17 protein-coding genes, 1 tRNA gene and 1 pseudogene are annotated in these 19,791 nt (G+C 66.0%); 11 read left to right on the top strand and 8 right to left on the bottom strand.

The features are described from left to right. The first annotated feature begins 5 nt into the window (after positions 1–5). The 3 genes from XM1_RS07400 to XM1_RS24865 all read left to right on the top strand — a co-directional run bounded on the left by XM1_RS07400 (position 6) and on the right by XM1_RS24865 (position 3,028). Positions 6–905: a response regulator gene (locus tag XM1_RS07400; RefSeq protein ID WP_068432069.1), complete on the top strand. Its 900-nt coding sequence runs from the start codon at positions 6–8 to the stop codon at positions 903–905. Between the two features lie 11 nt (positions 906–916). After that, complete coding sequence (locus XM1_RS07395) at positions 917–2,071, top strand: ATP-binding protein (RefSeq protein WP_068432066.1); 1,155 nt, start codon at positions 917–919, stop codon at positions 2,069–2,071. 510 nt (positions 2,072–2,581) lie between these two features. After that, positions 2,582–3,028 carry an HAD domain-containing protein gene (locus XM1_RS24865; RefSeq protein WP_231920721.1) on the top strand — a complete coding sequence of 149 codons (447 nt, stop codon included), beginning with the start codon at positions 2,582–2,584 and terminating at the stop codon, positions 3,026–3,028. 321 nt (positions 3,029–3,349) lie between these two features. On the opposite strand, the pseudogene XM1_RS24855 reads toward XM1_RS24865, so the two are convergent. The 4 genes and pseudogenes from XM1_RS24855 to XM1_RS07375 form a co-directional block, all read right to left on the bottom strand. Further along, positions 3,350–3,739, bottom strand: a pseudogene (locus XM1_RS24855) (helix-turn-helix domain-containing protein); the annotation flags it as partial. Beyond that, the gene (locus XM1_RS07385) at positions 3,736–4,326 is read right to left on the bottom strand and encodes a heteromeric transposase endonuclease subunit TnsA (protein WP_068432060.1); all 591 of its coding nucleotides are present in this window, start codon (positions 4,324–4,326) and stop codon (positions 3,736–3,738) included. The pseudogene XM1_RS24855 and the gene XM1_RS07385, both read right to left, overlap by 4 nt. Positions 4,327–4,393: 67 nt before the next feature. Beyond that, positions 4,394–5,740, bottom strand: coding sequence for a TniQ family protein (locus tag XM1_RS07380; protein ID WP_068432057.1), 1,347 nt, complete (start codon positions 5,738–5,740; stop codon positions 4,394–4,396). Positions 5,741–6,098: 358 nt separating this feature from the next. Continuing rightward, a tRNA-Gln gene (locus XM1_RS07375) sits at positions 6,099–6,172 on the bottom strand. A 224-nt stretch (positions 6,173–6,396) separates the two neighbouring features. Between XM1_RS07375 and XM1_RS07370 the strand changes: the two genes are divergently transcribed. Then, a complete protein-coding gene (locus XM1_RS07370; RefSeq protein ID WP_231920720.1) occupies positions 6,397–7,398 on the top strand; it encodes a Ppx/GppA phosphatase family protein in 1,002 nt (333 codons plus the stop codon). Beyond that, entirely contained in the window at positions 7,398–8,135 is a 738-nt protein-coding gene (locus XM1_RS07365; protein WP_068432051.1) for an RlmE family RNA methyltransferase, read from the top strand. The genes XM1_RS07370 and XM1_RS07365 overlap by 1 nt, the downstream gene beginning before the upstream one ends. 139 nt (positions 8,136–8,274) lie before the next feature. Here the strand turns inward: XM1_RS07365 and XM1_RS07360 are convergent, their stop codons facing one another. Then, entirely contained in the window at positions 8,275–8,724 is a 450-nt protein-coding gene (locus XM1_RS07360) for a host attachment protein (protein ID WP_068432047.1), read from the bottom strand. A gap of 192 nt (positions 8,725–8,916) precedes the next feature. Between XM1_RS07360 and guaB the strand changes: the two genes are divergently transcribed. Then, positions 8,917–10,377 (top strand): IMP dehydrogenase, encoded by a 1,461-nt coding sequence (guaB, locus tag XM1_RS07355; RefSeq protein WP_068432044.1) that lies wholly within the window; start codon positions 8,917–8,919, stop codon positions 10,375–10,377. 66 nt (positions 10,378–10,443) lie between these two features. Here the strand turns inward: guaB and XM1_RS07350 are convergent, their stop codons facing one another. Then, entirely contained in the window at positions 10,444–11,352 is a 909-nt protein-coding gene (locus XM1_RS07350) for an amino acid ABC transporter substrate-binding protein (protein ID WP_068432041.1), read from the bottom strand. 253 nt (positions 11,353–11,605) lie between these two features. Here XM1_RS07350 and XM1_RS07345 point away from each other — a divergent pair, with 253 nt between their 5' ends. After that, positions 11,606–12,928 (top strand): RsmB/NOP family class I SAM-dependent RNA methyltransferase, encoded by a 1,323-nt coding sequence (locus XM1_RS07345; RefSeq protein ID WP_068432038.1) that lies wholly within the window; start codon positions 11,606–11,608, stop codon positions 12,926–12,928. On the opposite strand, the gene XM1_RS07340 is transcribed toward XM1_RS07345, so the two are convergent. Continuing rightward, entirely contained in the window at positions 12,921–14,237 is a 1,317-nt protein-coding gene (locus XM1_RS07340; RefSeq protein ID WP_068432035.1) for a tetratricopeptide repeat protein, read from the bottom strand. The genes XM1_RS07345 and XM1_RS07340 overlap by 8 nt on opposite strands. A 133-nt stretch (positions 14,238–14,370) precedes the next feature. Beyond that, complete coding sequence (locus XM1_RS24485) at positions 14,371–14,544, bottom strand: hypothetical protein (protein ID WP_172821893.1); 174 nt, start codon at positions 14,542–14,544, stop codon at positions 14,371–14,373. A 320-nt stretch (positions 14,545–14,864) separates the two neighbouring features. Between XM1_RS24485 and XM1_RS07335 the strand changes: the two genes are divergently transcribed. From XM1_RS07335 to XM1_RS07320, 4 genes are read left to right on the top strand one after another with little or no spacing between them, the layout of a single operon-like run. Next, positions 14,865–15,875, top strand: coding sequence for an NAD-dependent epimerase/dehydratase family protein (locus tag XM1_RS07335; RefSeq protein WP_231920719.1), 1,011 nt, complete (start codon positions 14,865–14,867; stop codon positions 15,873–15,875). Between the two features lie 16 nt (positions 15,876–15,891). Further along, complete coding sequence (locus tag XM1_RS07330) at positions 15,892–16,974, top strand: NAD-dependent epimerase/dehydratase family protein (protein WP_068432029.1); 1,083 nt, start codon at positions 15,892–15,894, stop codon at positions 16,972–16,974. After that, positions 16,971–18,191, top strand: coding sequence for a glycosyltransferase (locus XM1_RS07325; RefSeq protein WP_231920718.1), 1,221 nt, complete (start codon positions 16,971–16,973; stop codon positions 18,189–18,191). Before XM1_RS07330 ends, XM1_RS07325 begins: the two co-directional genes overlap by 4 nt. A 15-nt stretch (positions 18,192–18,206) precedes the next feature. Beyond that, on the top strand, positions 18,207–19,553 hold the full coding sequence (locus tag XM1_RS07320) for a radical SAM protein (protein WP_068432026.1): 1,347 nt from the start codon (positions 18,207–18,209) through the stop codon (positions 19,551–19,553). Positions 19,554–19,791 lie beyond the last annotated feature (238 nt).

Below are 19,791 nucleotides of genomic sequence, written 5' to 3'. Positions count from 1 at the left end.
CCGCCATGGTTCGTATTCTTGCCGTCGATGACGATCCCGTCAGCATGCTGGTGCTCACCGACACCCTGGCCGACGCGGGATACATGGTCGACCAGGCCGTGGACGGCGAGCAGGCATGGGAAATGCTGGCAGGCCAACCCTATGATCTGGTTCTGCTCGACCGGATGATGCCGCGCCTGGACGGCCTCAGCCTGCTCAAGCGCATGAAGGCGACGCCGAGCCTGGCCAGGACGCCGGTTATCATGGAAACCGCCGCGACGGCTCAGGACGATATCCGCCAGGGCCTGGAAGCAGGCGCCCACTATTATCTGTCCAAGCCGTTCTCGCCGGACGTGCTGCGGCTCCTTGTGGCAAGCGTGGTCTCCGACCGTGCCGAGAGCAACAGCCTGCGCCAGGCCGGTGACGCCCTGACCGCCACCGTAAGACTGATGACGGGAGGCGAGTTCACCTTTCGCACGCCGCAGGAGGCCCAGTCCCTCGCCGCCGGCCTGGCACAGCTTTGCGACAACCCCGACGACGCCGGCCTGGGCCTGTTCGAACTGATGATGAACGCCGTCGAGCACGGCAATCTCGGCATCAGCTACGACGAGAAGACGGCGTTGCGGCGAAGCTGGCGGTGGGAACAGGAGATCGAATCCCGCCTTGCGGCATCGCCGTGGTCGGAACGCGTCGCCCGAATCGGAATCAACCACCTGGGTGAAGACGTCGAGTTCACGATCGTCGACCAGGGAGCGGGCTTCGATTGGCAGCAATACCTGCAGTTCGACCCCAAGCGCGCCTTCGACGTGCACGGACGCGGCATCGCGCTCGCCAACACGCTCAGCTTCTCTCAGCTGGAATATCGCGGCAACGGCAACGAGGTCGTCGCCCGCACCCGCGCCCACGGGCGGGTTTCTGTGGAATAAGGGAGGATGCCTTGGATCAGCGCCCCATCGTCCTGGTCGTGGACGACCAGCCGGACAACATCCTCATTCTGGTCGATCTGCTGTCGAAGCTCTACCGGGTGGAAAGCGTCGGAGATGGATCGGAACTGTTCGAGCGACTGGCCGCCGGCCCCAATCCCGACCTGATTCTTCTCGACGTGGTGATGCCCCGGATGGACGGCTTCGAAACGTGCCGCCGCCTGAAGGAAGAGGCGGCGACCAGCGACATTCCCATCATCTTCCTCACCAGCCTGGACGGCACCGGCGACGAGGAACGCGGAATCGCCCTGGGCGCCGACGACTTCGTTCGCAAGCCCCTGATTCCCGGGGTGGTCCTGGCGCGGGTCGGCAACCTGCTGGGCCGGCGCGAAACCGAACGCCGCCGACGCGAAGTCGCCGTCCTCGAGGCCCGGGTGGCCGAGCACCAGCGCAACGCCGCCGCCTTGCAGTCCGCCATCGACCGCCTGACGGTCATGAACACGGAACTGGAACGTTTCACCATGGTCGCGGCCCATGACCTGCGCGAACCCATCCGCTCGGTCAGCATGTATGCCCAGATGCTGCAACGTCGCAGCGTAGCCAAGCTGGACGAGAACGAACGGCAGTACCTTGATTATCTGGTCGAGGGCGCGACGCGGATCTACGACATGATCGGCAGCCTGCTGACCTACGCCAATGTCTCCCTCAATGCCGGGCAACTGCATCCGGTGTCGGCCGCGTTCGCCTGCAAGGCGGCGCTGGAGAACCTTTCCGCGCTCGCCGAGGAATCCGGGGCCGAACTCGTTGTCGGCCCCCTCCCCGAGGTGGAGGCGGACGACGTGTTGCTGCTGCAGGTGTTCCAGAACCTGATCAGCAACGCGCTGAAATTCCGCCATCCGCTGCGCCGCGCCCGAATCGAGGTTTCGGCCCGGCCCATCGGGACGGAATGGCATTTCGCCGTCACCGACAACGGCATCGGATTCAATGCCGAGGGTGAAGACGTCTTCGAGTTGTTCCGTCAATTGAGCCCCAGCGACCGACGCATCGGCACGGGGAGCGGACTGGCGATCTGCAAACGGATCGTCCAGCGTCTCGGTGGGCGGATCTGGGCCGAATCAACACCGGATCAAGGCAGCGTCTTCCATTTCGCACTGCCCGTACCCGACTGATCTCGCCCGCAAATGGCAGCGGCTGGCCATCCGGGGCGTGGTGAGTGTCGGATTTGAGGATGGATCGGACGAAAACCCAGTGAGAGGCGGCAATTTGCACCTTTAATCCTGACTGCCCGGCGCCTTTAAGGCGGATATATCCGGAAACACAACCTATTGACCGGACAGACACAGCTCACACTGGAACGAGGACAATCCTTGCATCGGCCAGCAACGTAACGCCTGCATGAGGCAATTCAGAAGGAGGCTATCAATAGGTTGGATGATTATGCGATCGTCAATACGTGCGGATTTTAATCGGACAGGGCTGAGTATCATGTGCCCGTGGATGGCCTAACCGTGTGGATGTGACCGCCACCGACCAGGGCCAACCGGCGCCAGGGGCGGCTCCTTCAAACACCCGGCTTCGCAAAGCGGAGCCCCATTTATGCCTATCAGAATCGGATGTCTTGAAGAGCGCAGCTTGGTCTTAGCAGCTCCAATGAGCGATGGCTTTCGTGGTGATACGTAATGACCGCAGCGGTAGTCTTTCTGGACATTGATGACGTGCTGCTGCCGGCTGGCGCCGACCGCTTTGACCAGGCTGCCGTCGAATGGGTCAACAAGCTGGTCCGTGATGCACAAGCAGATATCGTGGTCCATTCGTCTTGGCGGCGGCATCTCGGTGCGGAAGAAACCATCCGCGAGCTTATCGCCCAAGGAATAACAAAGCCATTTTGCTGTCTGCCCGAGCAAAGTGAGTTCTCGATAAAAGCCGAGGACGTGGCCGCATGGCTCAAAGATCACGTCGATGTCAAAGCATGGGTGCTGCTGGACGACGACCCGGCAGTCTGCCGATCTATCAGGGCACTCAAGGATAGTCGGGGCTTGGCGATTCAGGTGTCGGCGACCAACCGGTTTGACGCCAGTGGCTATAAGCATGCACTCCGACATTTCGGAAAAGTGTTCTGCCTTTGACCTGTTCCCCGAAAATGTATCCGTCCTGAGGTAGAGTCCGTCGACGACAGGTGACGGCCGAATGAAGCGCAGCCGCAACAAGCTGTTGCGGCTGTACCGGGAGGAAAAACTGGCGCCGTTCGCCGCACGGGCAGCAAGCGTGCCCAGGGCACGTGGGCGCCGATGGCGCCCCCTATGGGGCCGAACCAACGCTGATCGTTGGATTTTGCCTCCCACGCGTTCAGCGACGGGCGACGGTTCCGCATCCTGGCCGTGGTCGATGACCATAAAGTTCTTCGCCTCGGTCACGGGCGACAGGCGCTTGGGCATTTTGCGCCCCTTTCGCCTCGGCGCGAGATCGCTGACCCGACGCCGCCCTTCGTACAGCCTGATCCAGTCATAGATCGTCGTTCGGCTGATTCCATTGGCCTCGGCGATTCCAAGGACGTCCTTCTCCCGCCGACGCTCGCAACGCACCAGTGGTTTGATGATAGCAAAGCGCCGTTTGGCCTCGGCCAGATCTTCGGGAACCAGTGCGTCAAGGCTGCGGTCGGCCTGAACGGCTTCGGCATCCCTGATTGGACGCAGCTTGGAGACGGGCACCACTTTCTTGTCCTGACCATCCCCGACGTCGAGCAGGACCGAGGAGGCCGTCACCGCCTCGACGATGGTGCAGCGCTTGCCGCGCCAGAGAACGGAGGCGCCGGGCTGAAAGCTGAAGCCATTGTTCATGACCGCTTCTCCTTTGCCAGTGCGACGAGACTGCTCATGGTCAGGGGACGATCCAGGTCGGTCATTACCTTGAACTCCGCCACCATGGTCCAAATGCCGGGCAGAACCTCCGGCCGGTTCAGGCCCAGCGCCACGGCCATCTCGTCGGCGAGCGACGCGACATTCTTCTGGCCACCATCCCGCAGGGCCGAGCGCAAGGCCTCCCGCAGATCAGGCGCAACGGGACGGCCTCGGAACGGCAGCAGGAAGGTGGCGTTCTCCAGCCGGGGTGTGCGGATTTCCAACTCGGTTACCACCTGGAAGCGCCAACCATGGCGGCGAGCATAGGCGCGGCCGTCCAGTTGCCCGGAGATCAGCATGGGATCTGTGGAATATTTGATCTCGACCAGACGGGGCACGGACCGAGCGCTGCGATAGGCCACCAGGAAGTCGGGCACGTAGGAGCGGGCACGGCCGTCGGCATCGTCGTATTCGATCCGTAACGGCTGTTCCTCGATGCCGGCGACGGACGGATCGAAGCGGCAGAGCAGCGCGAAATCCCGCTCAAGGGTCGATTCCACCTGGACGCCGGGGCCCCCCTGTCCCATGGGCACCCGCCCACTGACACTGCGATAGCAAAGACCGATTTTGCGCACGGGCATGGAGTGTCCCCCATCACTCTTCACAACCAACGTTACCGTCAGGCGTGATTGTGTCGGGATCATGACCATCAAAAGGTGTTTTGATGGCACCAAGACCAAGCGTCCGGCGAAGCAGGGCATCCAGCCATGGCCCCACGTCTTCGCCGGCACCATGCGCGGCCCGGCGGGCGGCGGCCTTCACCTCGGGGGAAACGCCATCCAGCTTCCAATAGCGACCCTTGCCCCAGGGCAGGCCAGAGGCTACGGGCTCGGCCACTCCGCCCATGGAGCCGAGCTTGGTTCCGCACAGGGCCACAAGATTGCGGTGGCTGGCCGACTGGCCGTGGTCGTGGAGCACCTGGGCCGCCACCATGATCTCTGCCGTGGCGTCGCCCTTGTGCGGCTGCTTCAGGTACCAGTCCACGGCATGGGCGTAGGCGAAGGGATACTCGCCCACGGGGCGCTTGCGCAGATCGGTGCTGGCCATGCCCGCCGCCTTGGCGGCCTCGACGAAGCGGTGCGGCCAGTCCGCCATCAGCCAATGCGCCATGGCGACCAGCACGCCTCGGGCGCGTGGAGTCAGTAGCGCACCGTCACGGGCACGGGGAACGGCCTCGGGCCTCACCGACAGGCCTGCCTCATGCTCGGCGATCCTGGTTCTGAGTGCGTAGGCGTGCTTGCCACCAGCGAGAAGGCGGGTGATCACTGCCAGCAGCTCGAACACCGCGAAGGAATAGACCGGCCCATATTCGCCGAGGTCCCGCCATCCCTCCCGGATCAAGTCCAGCAGGTCGCGCTGTACAGAGACGGTATCAAGGGCGGGCTCGTCCCCGGTCAAGTCGCGGAGATCAGCGCCACAGCCTGGGCAGCAGATGGCGCCGCGCCCGTCCTGGCGTAGAATACTGAACGGCTCGGCACAGGAGGGACAGCGGTCCAGCAGCAGGCGTCCGTGGATCGGACAAGTGGTGAAGAAGGAGAGCCGCCAGTTGAGGCGCAAATACGGCTGCGCATCCGCCCGCAGGCACCAGGGGCAGATCTGCTGGCCAAAGCAGCGCCTGCCACCCTCGCGCCCGGCCGGCGGCAGCCATGCCAGCTTGTTGAGGCCGTCGTCATGCTCGAACAACCGGCCGGACCAGCGGCGAAAGGTGGCGAGCTTCAGGCCTTCGACCGGGAGTCCCGTCTTGTCGGCCAACAGGTCCAGCAGGCAGTCGTCGGCATGGCGGTCGAAATCGCGGGGATTACGGTCTCCGCCGGGCTGGACAATGCGGTAAAGCTCGCCCGGCCGCAGACCGTTGGCGGCAGCGGTTCGGGTGAACCATGAAGATACAGACTCGTCGGGCAGCAATCTGGGGTGCCCTGGCCAGCGGTCATCGTCGCGCATCGGCCCTGCCTCCAACCGAAGTGGAGGCCGAAGATCATAGCACGATTGGCCCGAACCGGGGGCGGAGGAGAGGACTCAACGGCCTGCGCAGACGAGGGCGGGACTGCCTCCAACGGATAGCCCTTTAAGCCGGACCAATCCGAGAAAGCACGTTCGTCATCAATGATGTGCCTGCGGCACGATGCGAACGTCATCTGGACCGGATCGGCGGCCCTATCGTCTTGTCTTACAAGGATAATGCCTGGGAGGCGGGGCCAGAATCCGTCCGCGTTATGCCTGTCGCTGTCCGGACTATAGGTACAAAATCCGGTCTATAGATGAAACCGACAGTGAGCTTGCTACATAATGCCGGGTGAGTTGGCTGGGGGACTAGGATTCGAACCTAGACTGGCGGAGTCAGAGTCCGCTGTCCTACCGTTAGACGATCCCCCACCAGTCTGGCTGGTGGTCCGTGTTCCCGGCGAAGACCGGGGTGACCACGAGAGGCGCACCTTCTAACACAGGCCTTCGGCGGGATCAATGGCGAAAGAGCGAGGAGCGAAATTGGCCGCAAAGGGGCGGAAATCCGGGGAAATCCTGGCATTGGGACTGGATGCTTCCCAGCCGAGCCCGTTTGGGGGTAACATCCGCCGCCCCGAATTGCAGAGTTCCCCGTTTTGGCTTACGCCTCGTCGTCTTCCTCCCGCAGCGCGCCGGTTTACGCCGCCCTCGACCTCGGCACCAATAATTGCCGGATGCTGGTGGCGCGTCCCCAGGGCCGCGCCTTCAAGGTGATCGACGCCTTTTCCCGCGTCACCCGCCTGGGCGAGGGGTTGAGCGCCAGCGGCGTGCTGTCCGAGGCGGCCATGGCCCGCACCCTGGACGCGCTGGAAGCCTGCGCCGAGAAGATGGAGCGCAACCGGGTCGGCCGCGCCCGGCTGGTGGCCACCGAGGCCTGCCGCCGCGCCCGCAACGGCGCCGAGTTCACGGCGCGCATCACCGAGCGCACCGGCCTCAAGCCCGACATCATCAGCCCCAGCGAGGAGGCCGGACTGGCGCTGGGCGGCTGCGCCTCGCTGTTGGACCCGCACGTGCCCTGGGCGCTGGTCTTCGACATCGGCGGCGGCTCCACCGAGCTGGTCTGGGTGCAGAATTCGCCGCTCGGCCAGCATGTGGTCGGCATTCAATCCATTCCCACCGGCGTGGTCACCCTGGCAGAGCAATGGGCGCACGAGCTGGCCTCCAACACCGGCTACGCCAAGGTGGTGGAACACATCGGCGCCGCCTTCCGTCCGTTCGAGGCGCTGCACACCATCGGCGCCATGCTGGCCGGCAACATGGTGCAGATGCTGGGCACGTCGGGCACCGTCACCACGCTCGGTGCCCTGCATCTGGGGCTGGAGCGCTATGACCGCGCCCAGGTGGACGGGCTGGAGCTGGGCTTCGCCGACATCGCCGCCGTGACCCGCAAGCTGGCCTCCATGACCCACGACCAGCGCGCCGCCCATCCCTGCATCGGGCAGGAACGCGCCGACCTGGTGGTGGCGGGCTGCGCCATCCTGGAAGCGCTGTGCCGGCTGTGGCCGCTGGGCCGCCTCAAGGTCGCGGACCGCGGCGTGCGCGAAGGCGTGCTGCTGAACATGATGCGCGAAGACGGAACCCTGGGAGCGCGGAACTGATGACGACGGGTGGCGGCAAGAAGAGTTCGGGACGCACCACCGGATCAGGACCGGGCGGCGGCTCGCGCAATCTCACCGTCAAGGTGAAGACCGCCAAGAAGCGTAAGCTGTCGTCCACCCTGTGGCTGCAGCGCCAGCTCAACGACCCCTATGTCCACGAGGCCAAGCGCCTGGGCTTTCGCTCGCGCGCCGCCTTCAAGCTGATCCAGCTGGACGAGCGCTTCCACATCCTGAAACCCGGCCTGCGCGTCGTCGACCTGGGCGCCGCGCCCGGCGGCTGGACCCAGGTGGCGGTGGACAAGGTCGGCGCGCTTCGCCCCAAGGGCGGCGGCAAGGTGGTGGGCATGGACATCCTGGAATGGGACCCGCTGCCCGGCGCCATCACGCTGCAGGGCGACTTCCTGGCCGACGAAGCCCCCGACCGCCTGAAGGAGGCCCTGGACGGCCCCGCCGACGTGGTGCTGTCCGACATGGCGGCGCCCACCACCGGGCACCCCTCCACCGACCATCTGCGCATCATCGGCCTGGTGGAGGTGGCGCTGCATTTCGCCATGGAGGTGCTGGCGCCGGGCGGAACCTTCGTCGCCAAGGTGTTCCAGGGCGGCACCGAGAAGACCCTGCTGGACCAGTTGAAGAAGAACTTCACCACGGTCCGCCACGCCAAGCCCCCGGCGTCCCGCCAGGGCTCGGCCGAGACCTATGTGGTGGCCACGGGTTTTCGCGGTTCTACCGAATAGAGCGCCGGGCCCCGCATACGAGGCGCGGCGCTCATGCCAGCATTGAGCGAGCGGCCAAGGGCGCGGACGCGCCCGCCCGGCGAGGGCGAAAAAAAAAGAAGCGAAAGCGTGGAATGCATCACGCTTTCATGCCATCGGCTCAGTGCCGCAGCGCCTCGCTCAGATGGCTCTGCATCTCGCGCGGGGTGGCATGGGTCAGGTCCTTGACCACCTCCACCACCTCCATACGGTGCCGGATGCCGGTGAAGTGCTTGCGCAATTCGCCCATCATGGCCGGAGGAGCGACCACCACCAGCCGCTCGAACTGGTGATCGAGGGCGGCGCGGTCCAACTGGGCGGCCACCCGGCCGGCGAAGCGGCCCTTCTCCTCGTCCTGCCAGTCACCCTCGTCATAGGCGTGACGGCCCGCACCGGCGGAATCGAAGGTCCGTCCAGGGCGGTCGGCGGTCATGCTGATGTTGTGAGCCCGAGACGGCGCCGCCAGCATGTAGTTCAAGGCCGGCACGATATCCCGTCCGGGACCGTCGCAATGAAAGAACCGGGCACGGGTTCCATCGGCGACGCAAATCCAGATACAGGGCTTGGGCATTTGACCCTCCCTCGCGGATTGACGAACCATGCTTCCCACCGCCATCGATTATACCACCGGAAGCGGGCCGGACGGGAAAGGGCATGGCGGCCTTCCTTCCGGCACATGGCTCCCGGCGAGGCGATGCTTGAGCCATAGCCCCGAATGTGTATGATGGCGCGCCACTAACCGGACCCCACCACCGGAGGCGGCATGATTATCAAGGAAGCCCTCACATTCGACGACGTTCTGCTGGTCCCGGCGGAATCCTCGGTGCTGCCCGCGCAGGCGGACACCCGCACCCGGCTGACCAAGTCCATCGAACTGGGCATTCCCCTGCTGTCGGCGGCCATGGACACGGTGACCGAGAGCCGGCTGGCCATCGCGCTGGCCCAGGACGGCGGCATCGGCGTGATCCATAAGAACCTGGACGTGGACGCCCAGGCCGCCGAAGTGCGCAAGGTCAAGAAGTTCGAATCCGGCATGGTGGTCAACCCGCTGACCATCCACCCCGACCAGACCCTGGCCGACGCGCTGCGCCTGATGACCGATTACAAGATTTCCGGCATTCCCGTGGTGGAGCGGGGCTCGGGCAAGCTGGTAGGCATCCTCACCAACCGCGACGTGCGCTTCGCCAACGACGCCAACCAGCCGGTCTACGAGCTGATGACCAAGGACAAGCTGGTCACCGTGCGCGAGGGCGTGGATAAGGAAGAGGCCAAGCGCCTGCTGCACCAGCACCGCATCGAGAAGCTGCTGGTGGTCGACGGCGACTACCGCTGCATCGGGCTGGTCACCGTCAAGGACATGGAAAAGGCCCAGGCCCATCCCACCGCCGCCAAGGACGAGAAGGGCCGCCTGCGCGTCGCCGCCGCCACCGGCGTGGGCGCCGACGGCTTCTCGCGCGCCATGAAGCTGATCGAGGCCGAGGTGGACGTCATCGTGGTCGACACCGCCCACGGCCATTCCCGTGGCGTCATCGACACCATCGCCGAAATCAGGAAGGCCTCGCCCCATATCCAGCTGGTGGGCGGCAACATCGCCACCCCGGAAGCGGCGCTCGCCCTGATCAAGGCCGGCGCCGACGCGGTCAAGGTGGGCATCGGCCCGGGCACCATCTGCACCACCCGCATGGTGGCGGGCGTGGGCGTGCCCCAGCTGTCCGCCATCATGGAAGTGGCCGAGGTGGCCCACAAGCACGGCGTCTCGGTGATCGCCGACGGCGGCATCAAGTATTCCGGCGACATCGCCAAGGCCATCGCGGCGGGCGCCGATTGCGTGATGATCGGCTCCTTGTTCGCCGGCACCGAGGAAAGCCCCGGCGAGGTGTTCCTGTTCCAGGGCCGCTCGTACAAGTCCTATCGCGGCATGGGCTCCATCGGCGCCATGGCCCGCGGCTCGGCCGACCGCTACTTCCAGGCCGAGGTGGGCGACAAGCTGAAGCTGGTGCCCGAAGGCGTCGAGGGCCGCGTCCCCTACAAGGGCCCGGTCAGCACCGTCATCCACCAGATGATCGGCGGCTTGCGGGCCGGCATGGGCTATACCGGCAACGCCACCATCAAGGACATGCAGACCCGCTGCACCTTCCGCCGCATCACCTCGGCGGGCCTGCGGGAAAGCCACGTCCACGACGTGTCCATCACCAAGGAAGCGCCGAACTACAAGAGCGACTGAGGAGATGCGGGCGGGACGCCCGCGCTCCGAAACGTGTTGGGGCGCGGGCGTCCCGCCCGCATCCTCCTACTCCTCCGGCCTGAAGGCCTCGGCCGGATCGTCGCCGGGGAACTTGATCAGGCTGGCCAGCACCGGGCTCATGGGGAAGTTCAGCGCCGCGTTCATGGGCGGAATGGGTGAGAGGAACCACTTGGCGTACAGCCGCCCCACCTCGCCCGAGGCCATCATCGCCTTGACCGTCTGGTCCACCAGCGCCTTGAAGGCGGGATCACCCTTGCGCAGCATGATGGCGATGGGCTCGGTGTTCAGCGTCTGGGGCAGAATCTCGTAGTCCTTGGGCGCGGCCGAACTGGCGATCAGTCCGGCCAGCAGGTTGTCGTCCATGACGAAGGCGGCGGCCTGGTCGCTTTCCAGCATCTTGAACGATTCGGCGTGATCGTTGCCGAACGCCTCGGTCACCTTGATGTTGCGGCCCTGGACGCGGGCCTTGAGCAGCTGCACGCTGGTGCTGCCGGCGGTGGTGACCACCGCCTTGCCGTCCAGCTGGGCCAGCTTGGAGATGCCGGCCGACTTCTTCACCGCGATGCGCACCGAAGCCACATAGGTGGTCGGCGCGAAGGCCACCTGGGCCTGGCGGGCGGCGTTGTTGGTGGTCGAGCCGCATTCCAGGTCGATGGCGCCCTCCACCATGCGCGGAATGCGGGTCTTCGAGGTCACCACCTCGGTGCGCACATCGAGGGCGGCGAGGCCCAGACGGGTCTTCACCGCCTCGGCGATGCTGCGGCAGATGTCCACGTGATAGCCGATGGGCTGCTTCGCCCCATCGAGATAGGACAGCGGATACGAGGCCTCGCGCACGCCGAGAACCAGGGTTCCGCTCCGCTTGACCTTGTCCAGGGTGGCTTCCGGCCCGGCCTGGGCGGCGGCCGGGACCAGGGCGAGAGCCAGGAGCAGAAGGGTGCGGATCGCGTTCATCTCGATTTAGTCCAATGAGATTAATCGGCGAAAACTAGATACCCGCCCCAGCGATCCTGTCAACGCAGCCTCCCGTCCAGGGGGGCATGCGGGGCTTGCAGTGCGGGCGGAATTGCCGCATCTATCGGGCCTTGTGCTGGCGAGCCGAATCGGCTCGCCGTATTGCCCCTCGCCGGGCGCGCCCCTCCGGGCGCTTGGCCGCCGCCGCAATGGCGGCTGATACCGGCGATTCTCAGGACAAAGTTTCGCCGGTATGACTCCCGCCGCACGCCTTCAGGCCGCCATCGAGGTGCTTTCCGAAATCGAGAAGTCGGCCAAGCCGGCCGATTCGGTGGCATCGTTCTATTTCAAGCAGCGCCGCTATATCGGCGCCAAGGACCGCCGCGCCGTGGCCGAGACGGTGTGGCGGGTGCTGCGCCGCCGGGCCCGCCTGGACTGGTGGCTGGAGCATCTGGAGCATCCCGAGCGCCCCGATGCCGAGGGCAGGGGCGGGGCGCGGGCCCGCGTGCTGGCCGACATGGTGTTCGAAGGCATCCGGCCCGAGCCCGACCTGTTCAAGGGCCCCCACTCCGCCTACCCGCCCGAGCCGCCCGAGCGCCGGGTGCTGGACATGCTGGCGGGGCAAAAGAGCCTGTTCCACCGCGACATGCCGCCCCATGTGCGCGGCGAGTATCCCGAATGGATGACGCCGCGCCTCGCCGCCCTGTTCGGCGAGCGGCTGGAATCCGAGATGGGCGCCATGCGCGACGAGGCGCCGCTGGACCTGCGCGTCAACACCTTGAAGGCGACGCGCGAAGATGCCATCCGCGCCCTGGCCAAGGAAGGCATCAAGTCCGAGCCCACCGCCCTGTCGCCCATCGGCCTGCGCCTTTACGCCCGCGTGCCCCTGGTTCAGGTCCAGGCATGGCGCAACGGATTGATCGAGGTGCAGGACGAGGGTTCGCAGCTGGTGGCCCTGCTCACCGATCCCAAGCCGGGACAGGCGGTGGTGGATTACTGCGCCGGCGCCGGCGGCAAGACCCTGGCGCTCGCTGCGTCCATGCAGAACAAGGGGCGTCTGGTGGCCTGCGACGTGGCCGAGTGGCGGGTCGACCGTGCCCAGGACCGCCTGCGCCGCGCCGGCGTCCACAACGTCACCCGCCGGGTGATCGAGGGCGAGTCCGACAAGTGGATCAAGCGCTCGGCCGGGTCCTTCGACCGGGTGCTGGTGGACGCGCCGTGCACCGGCACCGGCACCTGGCGCCGCAACCCCGACGCCAAATGGCAGTTTGCCGAGACCGACCTGCTGGAACTGGTGGCCCGCCAGGGCGCCATCTTAGAAAGCGCGGCGCGCCTGACCAAGCCGGGCGGGCGGCTGATCTACGCCACCTGCTCCATCATGCGCGAAGAGAACGAGGAACGGGTCGAGGCCTTCCTGGCCGCCCATCCCGACTACCGCCCGGTTCCGGTACCCGAGATCTGGACCGAGCTGGCGGGCACGCCCTGCCCGGTGCCGGGGCCCTGGCTGCGGCTGTCGCCCCTGGCCCACGGCACCGACGGCTTCTTCGCCGCCGTGCTGGAAAAGGCGATCAGCTGAACCGTTCGGCCAGGGCGGTCTGGAGCCGGGCGACCACGCCCGGCCAGTCGCCCTGGACCTCCTGGCGGAACAGCCGCACGCTTTCGTACCATTCGCTGGTCTCGCCCCGGTCGGTCCAACGCCAGCAACACACCTTGTCCAGCATGATCCAGGTGGGAACCCCCTGGGACGCGGCCAGATGGGCGGTCGAGGTGTCCACCGTCACCACCAGGTCGAGATGGGCGCACAGGCCCGCCACCTGCTCCAACCCGTTGCCGCCCATGGTGTCGCGCAGCGCAGGGTTCCCCGGTTGCTCGCCATATTGCAGGCTGACCCATTCGACCCTGTCGTCGTCAAGCAGGGGCGCCAACGTGGCGAAGGGGATGGCGCGGGACACGCCCTTCCAGACCAGCCCCACCCGGGGGCGCCGCCCCTTTGGCCCCAGCAGGGCCGCCGCCCGCTCCACCAGGGCCTTGGGCGGCCGGTAATAGGGCGGCGAGGCGACGCCGACCCACTCGCCCAGGCGGTTCAGCAGCCAGGGCGCCGACATCAGCGGCGTGCAGGATATGGAGGTGGTGCCCGGCGGCTTGACGATGACGCTGGCGGGCTGGCCGCGCACGATCACCTGATCGGCCATCTCTTCCACCAGCGGGACCAGCGGCGCCTGCACGCGAAGCACCACCCGGCCCTCGAAGCGCCGCTTCAACGCCGGCAGATAGCGCAGGAACTGCAAGGTGTCGCCGAAGCCCTGCTCGTCATAGACCAGCAGGATGCCGGTGGGATCGGGCGCGCCGGTCCAGTCAGGCTGGAAGCGTTCGGCGCCCTCGGCCGCCCAGCGGTTCTCGTAAAGCTCGAACCCGCCCGCCCAGTCGCCGCTGCGCAGCACCAGATTGCCGAGATAATAGCGCAGCGCGGGATCGCCCGCCGGCCCGATGGCCACCATGCGCCGCACCGTGTCGTAATCGCCCAGCCTGATCGCCGCCGCCGCCACCCGCCGGACCACGTCGCTCATGCCCGGCTGGGCGGCCAGGGCCTCACGGCACAGGGCGATGGCCCGCGCCCCCTGCCCCGCCTCGGCGAGGTACTGCAGCAGCGTCGCCCAGACCCACTGGTCGCCGGGCGCGTCCCGCCCCAGTTCCAGCAGGGCCCCGGCCGCCTCCTCCGTCCGCCCCTGGCCAAAGCGCAGAAGGACGGCCAGACGGCGCAGGTTGGGCTCGTCGGGGTGGGCGGCGATCAGCGGCTCGAGCAGAAGCGCGGCGTCGGCGACGCGCTGCTCGTTGAGGGCCTGATAGCCCTGCTGCAGGACGGCTAGGAAATCCTGGTCGCTCATCAATCCCCGCGTGAAGCCGGCATACGGGGATTCTAACCCCGCATCGCGGCGGCGGGCAAAGAAAAGGCCGGCTCCCGTCGAGGGAACCGGCCTAAGGTCATCCTGGGGGGAGGATGAACGCGAAGGAAAAGTCCTAGCGGCGGTACGTCAGGTCGGCGATCTCGCGGTGGTCGAGCATGGCCAGCTCGCGCTCCAGGCGGCGGGCGGCGGCGAAATCCCGGAGCTTGGCGACGACGCGGCGCGCAATGTCGCCCAGGCGGAAGTCGAACTCGACGGTGGCAGAGTGGGTCAGCTGGTGCAGGGTCATGGCGGGGTCCTCGGTCTTGGTGTTTTTCGCTTGCCCCCACCTTACGGCGACCACCTTGGGCCGAGAATCGACCAATTCGCATGCGTCGATGCAAAATACGCATACCGGTACCGAATTACCATAATTCCCATATTTAAAATGGTATTATTCCAATCCCACCCGTCCCGCCCACTTAATGAAGTCTTATGGATTCCCGGGCGATAAAGGCGAGTTTCAACGATGGCCGGAAGAATGACCGGCCGGTTTCCAGAGCCTCCAGCATGAACCGGACAAGAATAGTCGTAACGGGTGGAGCGGGGTTCGTCGGCTCGAATATCGCCATGGCGCTGAAGCGCGACATGGGCGATGCCGAGGTGGTGGCCTTCGACAATCTCAAGCGCCGCGGCAGCGAACTGACCTTGACGCGCCTGCGCCAGGGCGGCGTCGGGTTCGAGCATGGCGACGTGCGCTGCGCCGAGGATCTGGCCGCCCTGGGTCCCGCCGACCTGGTGATCGAATGCTCGGCCGAGCCCAGCGTCCATGCCGGCTATGACGGCAACCCGGCCTATGTGGTCAACACCAACCTGCTGGGCACGGTGAACTGCCTGGAATACGCGCGGCGCTCGGGGGCCGCCATGGTGTTCCTGTCCACCAGCCGGGTCTATCCCATCGCCAGCCTGCGGGCCATTCCGCTCGAGGAACGGGGCGAGCGGCTGGTGATTCCGCCGGGCGCCCATGGACCGGGCTGGTCCGAAGCCGGCATCACGGCCGACTTCCCCCTGTCGGGCAGCCGCTCCATCTACGGCGCCACCAAGCTGGCCTCGGAACTGCTGATCGAGGAATACCGGGCGCTTTACGGCCTGAAGGCGGTGATCAACCGCTGCGGCGTGCTGACCGGCCCCTGGCAGATGGGCAAGGTGGACCAGGGCGTCATCGTGTTGTGGATGGCGCGGCACGTGTTCGGCGGCCCGCTGGGCTACATGGGTTTCGGCGGCCACGGCCGCCAGGTGCGCGACATCTTGCACGTGGACGATCTCTACGATCTCGTGCGCCTGCAGATGGCCGACATGGAGCGCTTTTCCCAGGGCGTCTTCAACGTGGGCGGCGGCCCGGGCGTCTCCGTCTCGCTGCGCGAGCTGACCGGTCATTGCCGCCGCATCTCGGGGCGCGAGGTGGCGCTGGGCTCGGCCCCCCAGACCCGCGACGCCGACGTCCCCTATTACGTCACCGACAACGCCGCCATCACCGAAGCCAGCGGCTGGACGCCGCGGCGCGACGTCGAAACCGTGCTGGGCGACATCCACGCCTGGCTGCTGGACCATCGGGCCATGCTGGCCCCGATGTTCGCCTGAGCCGCCGGGAGGAACCATGAGCGTCGTCATCATTACCGGTTCGGGAGGGCTGATCGGCGCCGAAGCGACCCGCTTCTTCGGCGCCCGCGGCTTCACCGTGGTCGGTATCGACAACGACATGCGCCGCTATTTCTTCGGCGAGACGGCCAGCACCGCCTGGGCGCGCGGCGAATTGCGCCGCACCGTCAAGGGCTATGTGGATTGCGAGGCCGACATCCGCGATTGTGCCGCCATCGACGCCATTTTCGCCCGCTACGGCAAGGCCATCCAGGCGGTGGTCCACACCGCGGCCCAGCCGTCCCACGACTGGGCGGCCCAGGAGCCGCAGGTGGATTTCACCGTCAACGCCAACGGCACCATGGTGATGCTGGAAGCGGTGCGCAAGCATTGCCCGGATGCCTGCTTCATCCATTGCAGCACCAACAAGGTCTATGGCGACACGCCCAACGCCCTGCCGCTGGTGGAGCGGGAAACCCGCTGGGAGCTGGACCCCGCCCATCCCTGGGCGAAGCACGGCATCGACGAGAGCATGCCCATCGACGCCTGCACCCACTCGCTGTTCGGAGTGTCCAAGGTGGCCGGCGACCTTCTGGTCCAGGAATACGGCCGCTATTTCGGCATGAAGACCGCCTGCTTCCGCGGCGGCTGCCTGACCGGGCCGGGCCATTCGGGGGCGCAGCTGCACGGCTTCCTGTCCTATCTGGTCAAATGCGCCGTCACCGGCGATCCCTATACGGTGCTCGGCTACAAGGGCAAGCAGGTCAGGGACAACATCCATTCCGCCGATCTGGTCAACGCCTTCTGGCACGTCTTCCAGTCGCCGAAATCGGGGGCGGTCTACAACATGGGGGGCTCGCGCCACTCCAACTGCTCCATGCTCGAAGCCATCGCCCTGTGCGAGGAACTGACCGGGCGGCCCATGAACTGGACCTATTCCGACACCAACCGCGTCGGCGACCACATCTGGTGGATCAGCAGCGTCGAGCGCTTCAAGGCCGATTACCCTGGCTGGAATTTCACCTACGACATCCGACGCATCCTGGCCGAGATCCACGACGCCATGGCGGAACGGCTGCCGCGCAACGGGACGGCCGGATGATGCTGGTCTACTTCGACACCGGACTGATGAACAACCTTGGCCACCACGCCAATTCGGCCCGCCATATTTCGGCCGAGGTGCGCGGGCGCGACATGGGCTGCGCGGTGTTCGGCCACGCCGAGATGGAATCCGCCTTGCGCGACGAGCTGGCGGCGGTTCCGTGGTTCCGCTTCCACACCTACGGGCTTTACGACACGGACCCGGTGTGCGGCTGGCTGACCAATTTCCAGATCGTCGCCCAGGGCCTGGCCGACGACCTGAACCGCATCGAGGGCATCGGGCCCGAGCACATGCTCTATTTCAACTCGGTGCAGCCGCCGCAGCTCATGGGAGTGGTCCGCTGGGCCCAGTCGCGCCCCGAGGACCAGCGCCCGACGGTGGTCGTGGAGTTCGGCACCGATCCCGGCCTTCTGGCTTCGGAAACCCCCGACGGCCTGCGCTTCGCCGCCATGGACCCCCGGATCGATTCCCGCGCCGTGCTGTACCGCTACACCGCCCGCACCCTGTCCGAGACCGACCGGAAATGGCTGCGGCTGGCCACCTTCGACGCCCAGTCCTCGTCCGTTTACCAGATGCTGCTGGATTTCCCCGTCGGCACGCTGCCGCTGCCGCAACAGGCGATCTGCCAACGCCTCGACCGCCGGGGGGCGGCGCGGCCGCTGACCGTGTCCTTCCTGGGGCACCAGCGGCCGGACAAGGGCTTCGACAAGGTGCCGGCCATCGTCGCCCGCCTGCTGGCCGAGCGCGACGACGTCCGGGTCCTGGTCCATAACGGCGAGCCCCAGGGCATGACCGCCCCGCAGGCAGAGCTGCGCGCCATGGCGGCGGCCGATTCCCGGCTGGTGCTGGACGAACGGGCCGCCGACAGCGCCCTGTGGGCAAGCCTGCTGGAGCAGTCCGACCTGATCGTCTGCCCCTACAACCGCAACCGCTTCATCGCGTCCTATTCCGCGGTGGTCAGCGAGGCCATGGCCAACGCCATCCCGGTGGTGGTTCCCGAGGGCACCACCATGCATTCGGTGATCCGTGAATTCGAAGAGCCCGGCACAATATTCAGGGAAGAGGGAGCCGACGGTGTTTTCGCCGCCATCGTCGCCGCCCTCGACGACTACGACCGACTGGCCGGCCTCGCCCGGCAGGCATCGATCCGATGGGGGGAGACCCGCGGCGCCAAATGCCTGGTGGACACCCTGCTGTCCTGGCAAACGGCCCCTTGAAGGAGGACGGCACCCATGAAGGTCCTGTTCAGCAATCCCCCGTGGTGGCAAGGCCAAGCCCTCTACCCCCTGCCCAACGGCGCCCAAGCCCTGGTGCACCGCGCCGGCGTGCGGGCCGGTTCGCGCTGGCCCTTCACCTTCTATCTGCCCCACGGCCCCGACGAGTGGCAGTTCGGCTCCTACCTGCCCTATCCGTTCTTCCTGGGCCACGCCGCCACCTGGTGCGCCAGGGAATCGGGAGCGCAGGTGGCGTTCCGCGATTCCATCGCCATGCGCGAATCCTACGATAAATACTATGAGTATCTGGAAGCCGAGCGCTTCCAATACATCGTCATGGAATCCGCCTCACCCAGCTGGGACCACGACAAGGGGGTGATCGCCGAGATCGCCCGGCGGCTGCCCCACACCCGCTTCATCGTCACCGGCCCCATCACCAGCCACGGCGAGGCCTTGCTGGACGAGGCCCCCAACATCCAGGCCACCGTGCGCGGCGAGTACGAGAAGGGGGTCATCAAGGCGCTGAACGGCGCCAACGGCGTGGTGGATTTCGACCTGCTGAGCGTCGCCGAGATGAATTCGGCCCCCTTCCCCTATTTCGACGACATCATCGCGCACCGCTATTGCGACACCAATCCGCACGGCCAGCAATTCCCCCAGGCCCAGGTGCTGTCCAGCCGAGGCTGCCCCTACAAGTGCATCTTCTGCGTCTGGCCCGCCACCATGACCTCCAACGATCCGGACGGCGGCGGCAAGCGCATCGTGCGCCAGTATTCGGCCGATTACATGGAAGCCTTCCTGACCGAGCTGGTCCAGAAGTACGGCTTCCGCTCCATTTACTTCGACGACGACACCTTCAACCTGGGTGATCGCCACGTCGAGAAGATGTGCAAGGTCATGCGCAAGCTGAACGTGCCGTGGTCGGCCATGTGCCGTGCCGACACCGTCAGCTTCGGCATGTGGCAGGAAATGAAGGACAGCGGCTGCTTCGGCGTCAAGATCGGCTTCGAGAGCGGCAACCAGGACGTGGTCGACAATATCGTCAACAAGAAGCTGAACCTGGAAGAAGCCCGCAAAGTCGCCTTCGAGATCAAGCGGGTGGGAATGACGCTGCACGGAACGTTCACCTTCGGCCTGCCCGGCGAAACGGCGGCGCAGATGCAGGACACGGAAGACTACATGGCCTCGCTGCCGCTGGATTCGTGCCAGAAATCGGGCTGCGCCGAGATCGAGGGCGCGCCGTTGCATACGCTGGGCCGGACATCGAACATGAAAGCCTATCCCGGCGCCAGGATGGACGAGAACTACAGCCGCGAGACCGATGGTCAGTTGAAAATCGAGAAGATGCGCGCCCTACAGGCTTGACCCGACATACCCAATTTCGGGCCTCGCGGGCGCTATGCAAAAAGTATCGTGTCTTATTGCGCCGTCGGCAGAAACCGGGAGATTCCAATGGGATTGCTCGACTCGAGCCCGGATAAATTCATTGCTTACGGGCCTGCGTTTTGGTAGTTAATTAACCTGAGTGCCAATATATTTTTTGCGAGCGGGCGTCCGAAGCGGCGCATAAATCTCCAGAAAGGGGGTAGCCGTGGTTTCTTCA

The sequence above is a fragment of the Magnetospirillum sp. XM-1 genome (assembly GCF_001511835.1).
Lineage (GTDB): Bacteria > Pseudomonadota > Alphaproteobacteria > Rhodospirillales > Magnetospirillaceae > Phaeospirillum.
The sequence above is the reverse complement of the archived record's forward strand: the minus strand, read 5'-3'. Positions and strand labels throughout refer to the sequence as shown.

What these genes read in the sequence shown, in the direction of transcription:
- XM1_RS07400 (WP_068432069.1), top strand. Translation starts at nt 6, where the DNA reads ATGGTTCGTATTCTTGCCGTCGATGACGATCCCGTCAGCATGCTGGTG.
- XM1_RS24865 (WP_231920721.1), top strand. Translation starts at nt 2,582, where the DNA reads ATGACCGCAGCGGTAGTCTTTCTGGACATTGATGACGTGCTGCTGCCG.
- XM1_RS07385 (WP_068432060.1), bottom strand. Translation starts at nt 4,326, where the DNA reads ATGGGACAGGGGGGCCCCGGCGTCCAGGTGGAATCGACCCTTGAGCGG.
- XM1_RS07380 (WP_068432057.1), bottom strand. Translation starts at nt 5,740, where the DNA reads ATGCGCGACGATGACCGCTGGCCAGGGCACCCCAGATTGCTGCCCGAC.
- XM1_RS07365 (WP_068432051.1), top strand. Translation starts at nt 7,398, where the DNA reads ATGACGACGGGTGGCGGCAAGAAGAGTTCGGGACGCACCACCGGATCA.
- XM1_RS07360 (WP_068432047.1), bottom strand. Translation starts at nt 8,724, where the DNA reads ATGCCCAAGCCCTGTATCTGGATTTGCGTCGCCGATGGAACCCGTGCC.
- guaB (WP_068432044.1), top strand. Translation starts at nt 8,917, where the DNA reads ATGATTATCAAGGAAGCCCTCACATTCGACGACGTTCTGCTGGTCCCG.
- XM1_RS07350 (WP_068432041.1), bottom strand. Translation starts at nt 11,352, where the DNA reads ATGAACGCGATCCGCACCCTTCTGCTCCTGGCTCTCGCCCTGGTCCCG.
- XM1_RS07345 (WP_068432038.1), top strand. Translation starts at nt 11,606, where the DNA reads ATGACTCCCGCCGCACGCCTTCAGGCCGCCATCGAGGTGCTTTCCGAA.
- XM1_RS07340 (WP_068432035.1), bottom strand. Translation starts at nt 14,237, where the DNA reads ATGAGCGACCAGGATTTCCTAGCCGTCCTGCAGCAGGGCTATCAGGCC.
- XM1_RS24485 (WP_172821893.1), bottom strand. Translation starts at nt 14,544, where the DNA reads ATGACCCTGCACCAGCTGACCCACTCTGCCACCGTCGAGTTCGACTTC.
- XM1_RS07335 (WP_231920719.1), top strand. Translation starts at nt 14,865, where the DNA reads ATGGCGCTGAAGCGCGACATGGGCGATGCCGAGGTGGTGGCCTTCGAC.
- XM1_RS07330 (WP_068432029.1), top strand. Translation starts at nt 15,892, where the DNA reads ATGAGCGTCGTCATCATTACCGGTTCGGGAGGGCTGATCGGCGCCGAA.
- XM1_RS07325 (WP_231920718.1), top strand. Translation starts at nt 16,971, where the DNA reads ATGATGCTGGTCTACTTCGACACCGGACTGATGAACAACCTTGGCCAC.
- XM1_RS07320 (WP_068432026.1), top strand. Translation starts at nt 18,207, where the DNA reads ATGAAGGTCCTGTTCAGCAATCCCCCGTGGTGGCAAGGCCAAGCCCTC.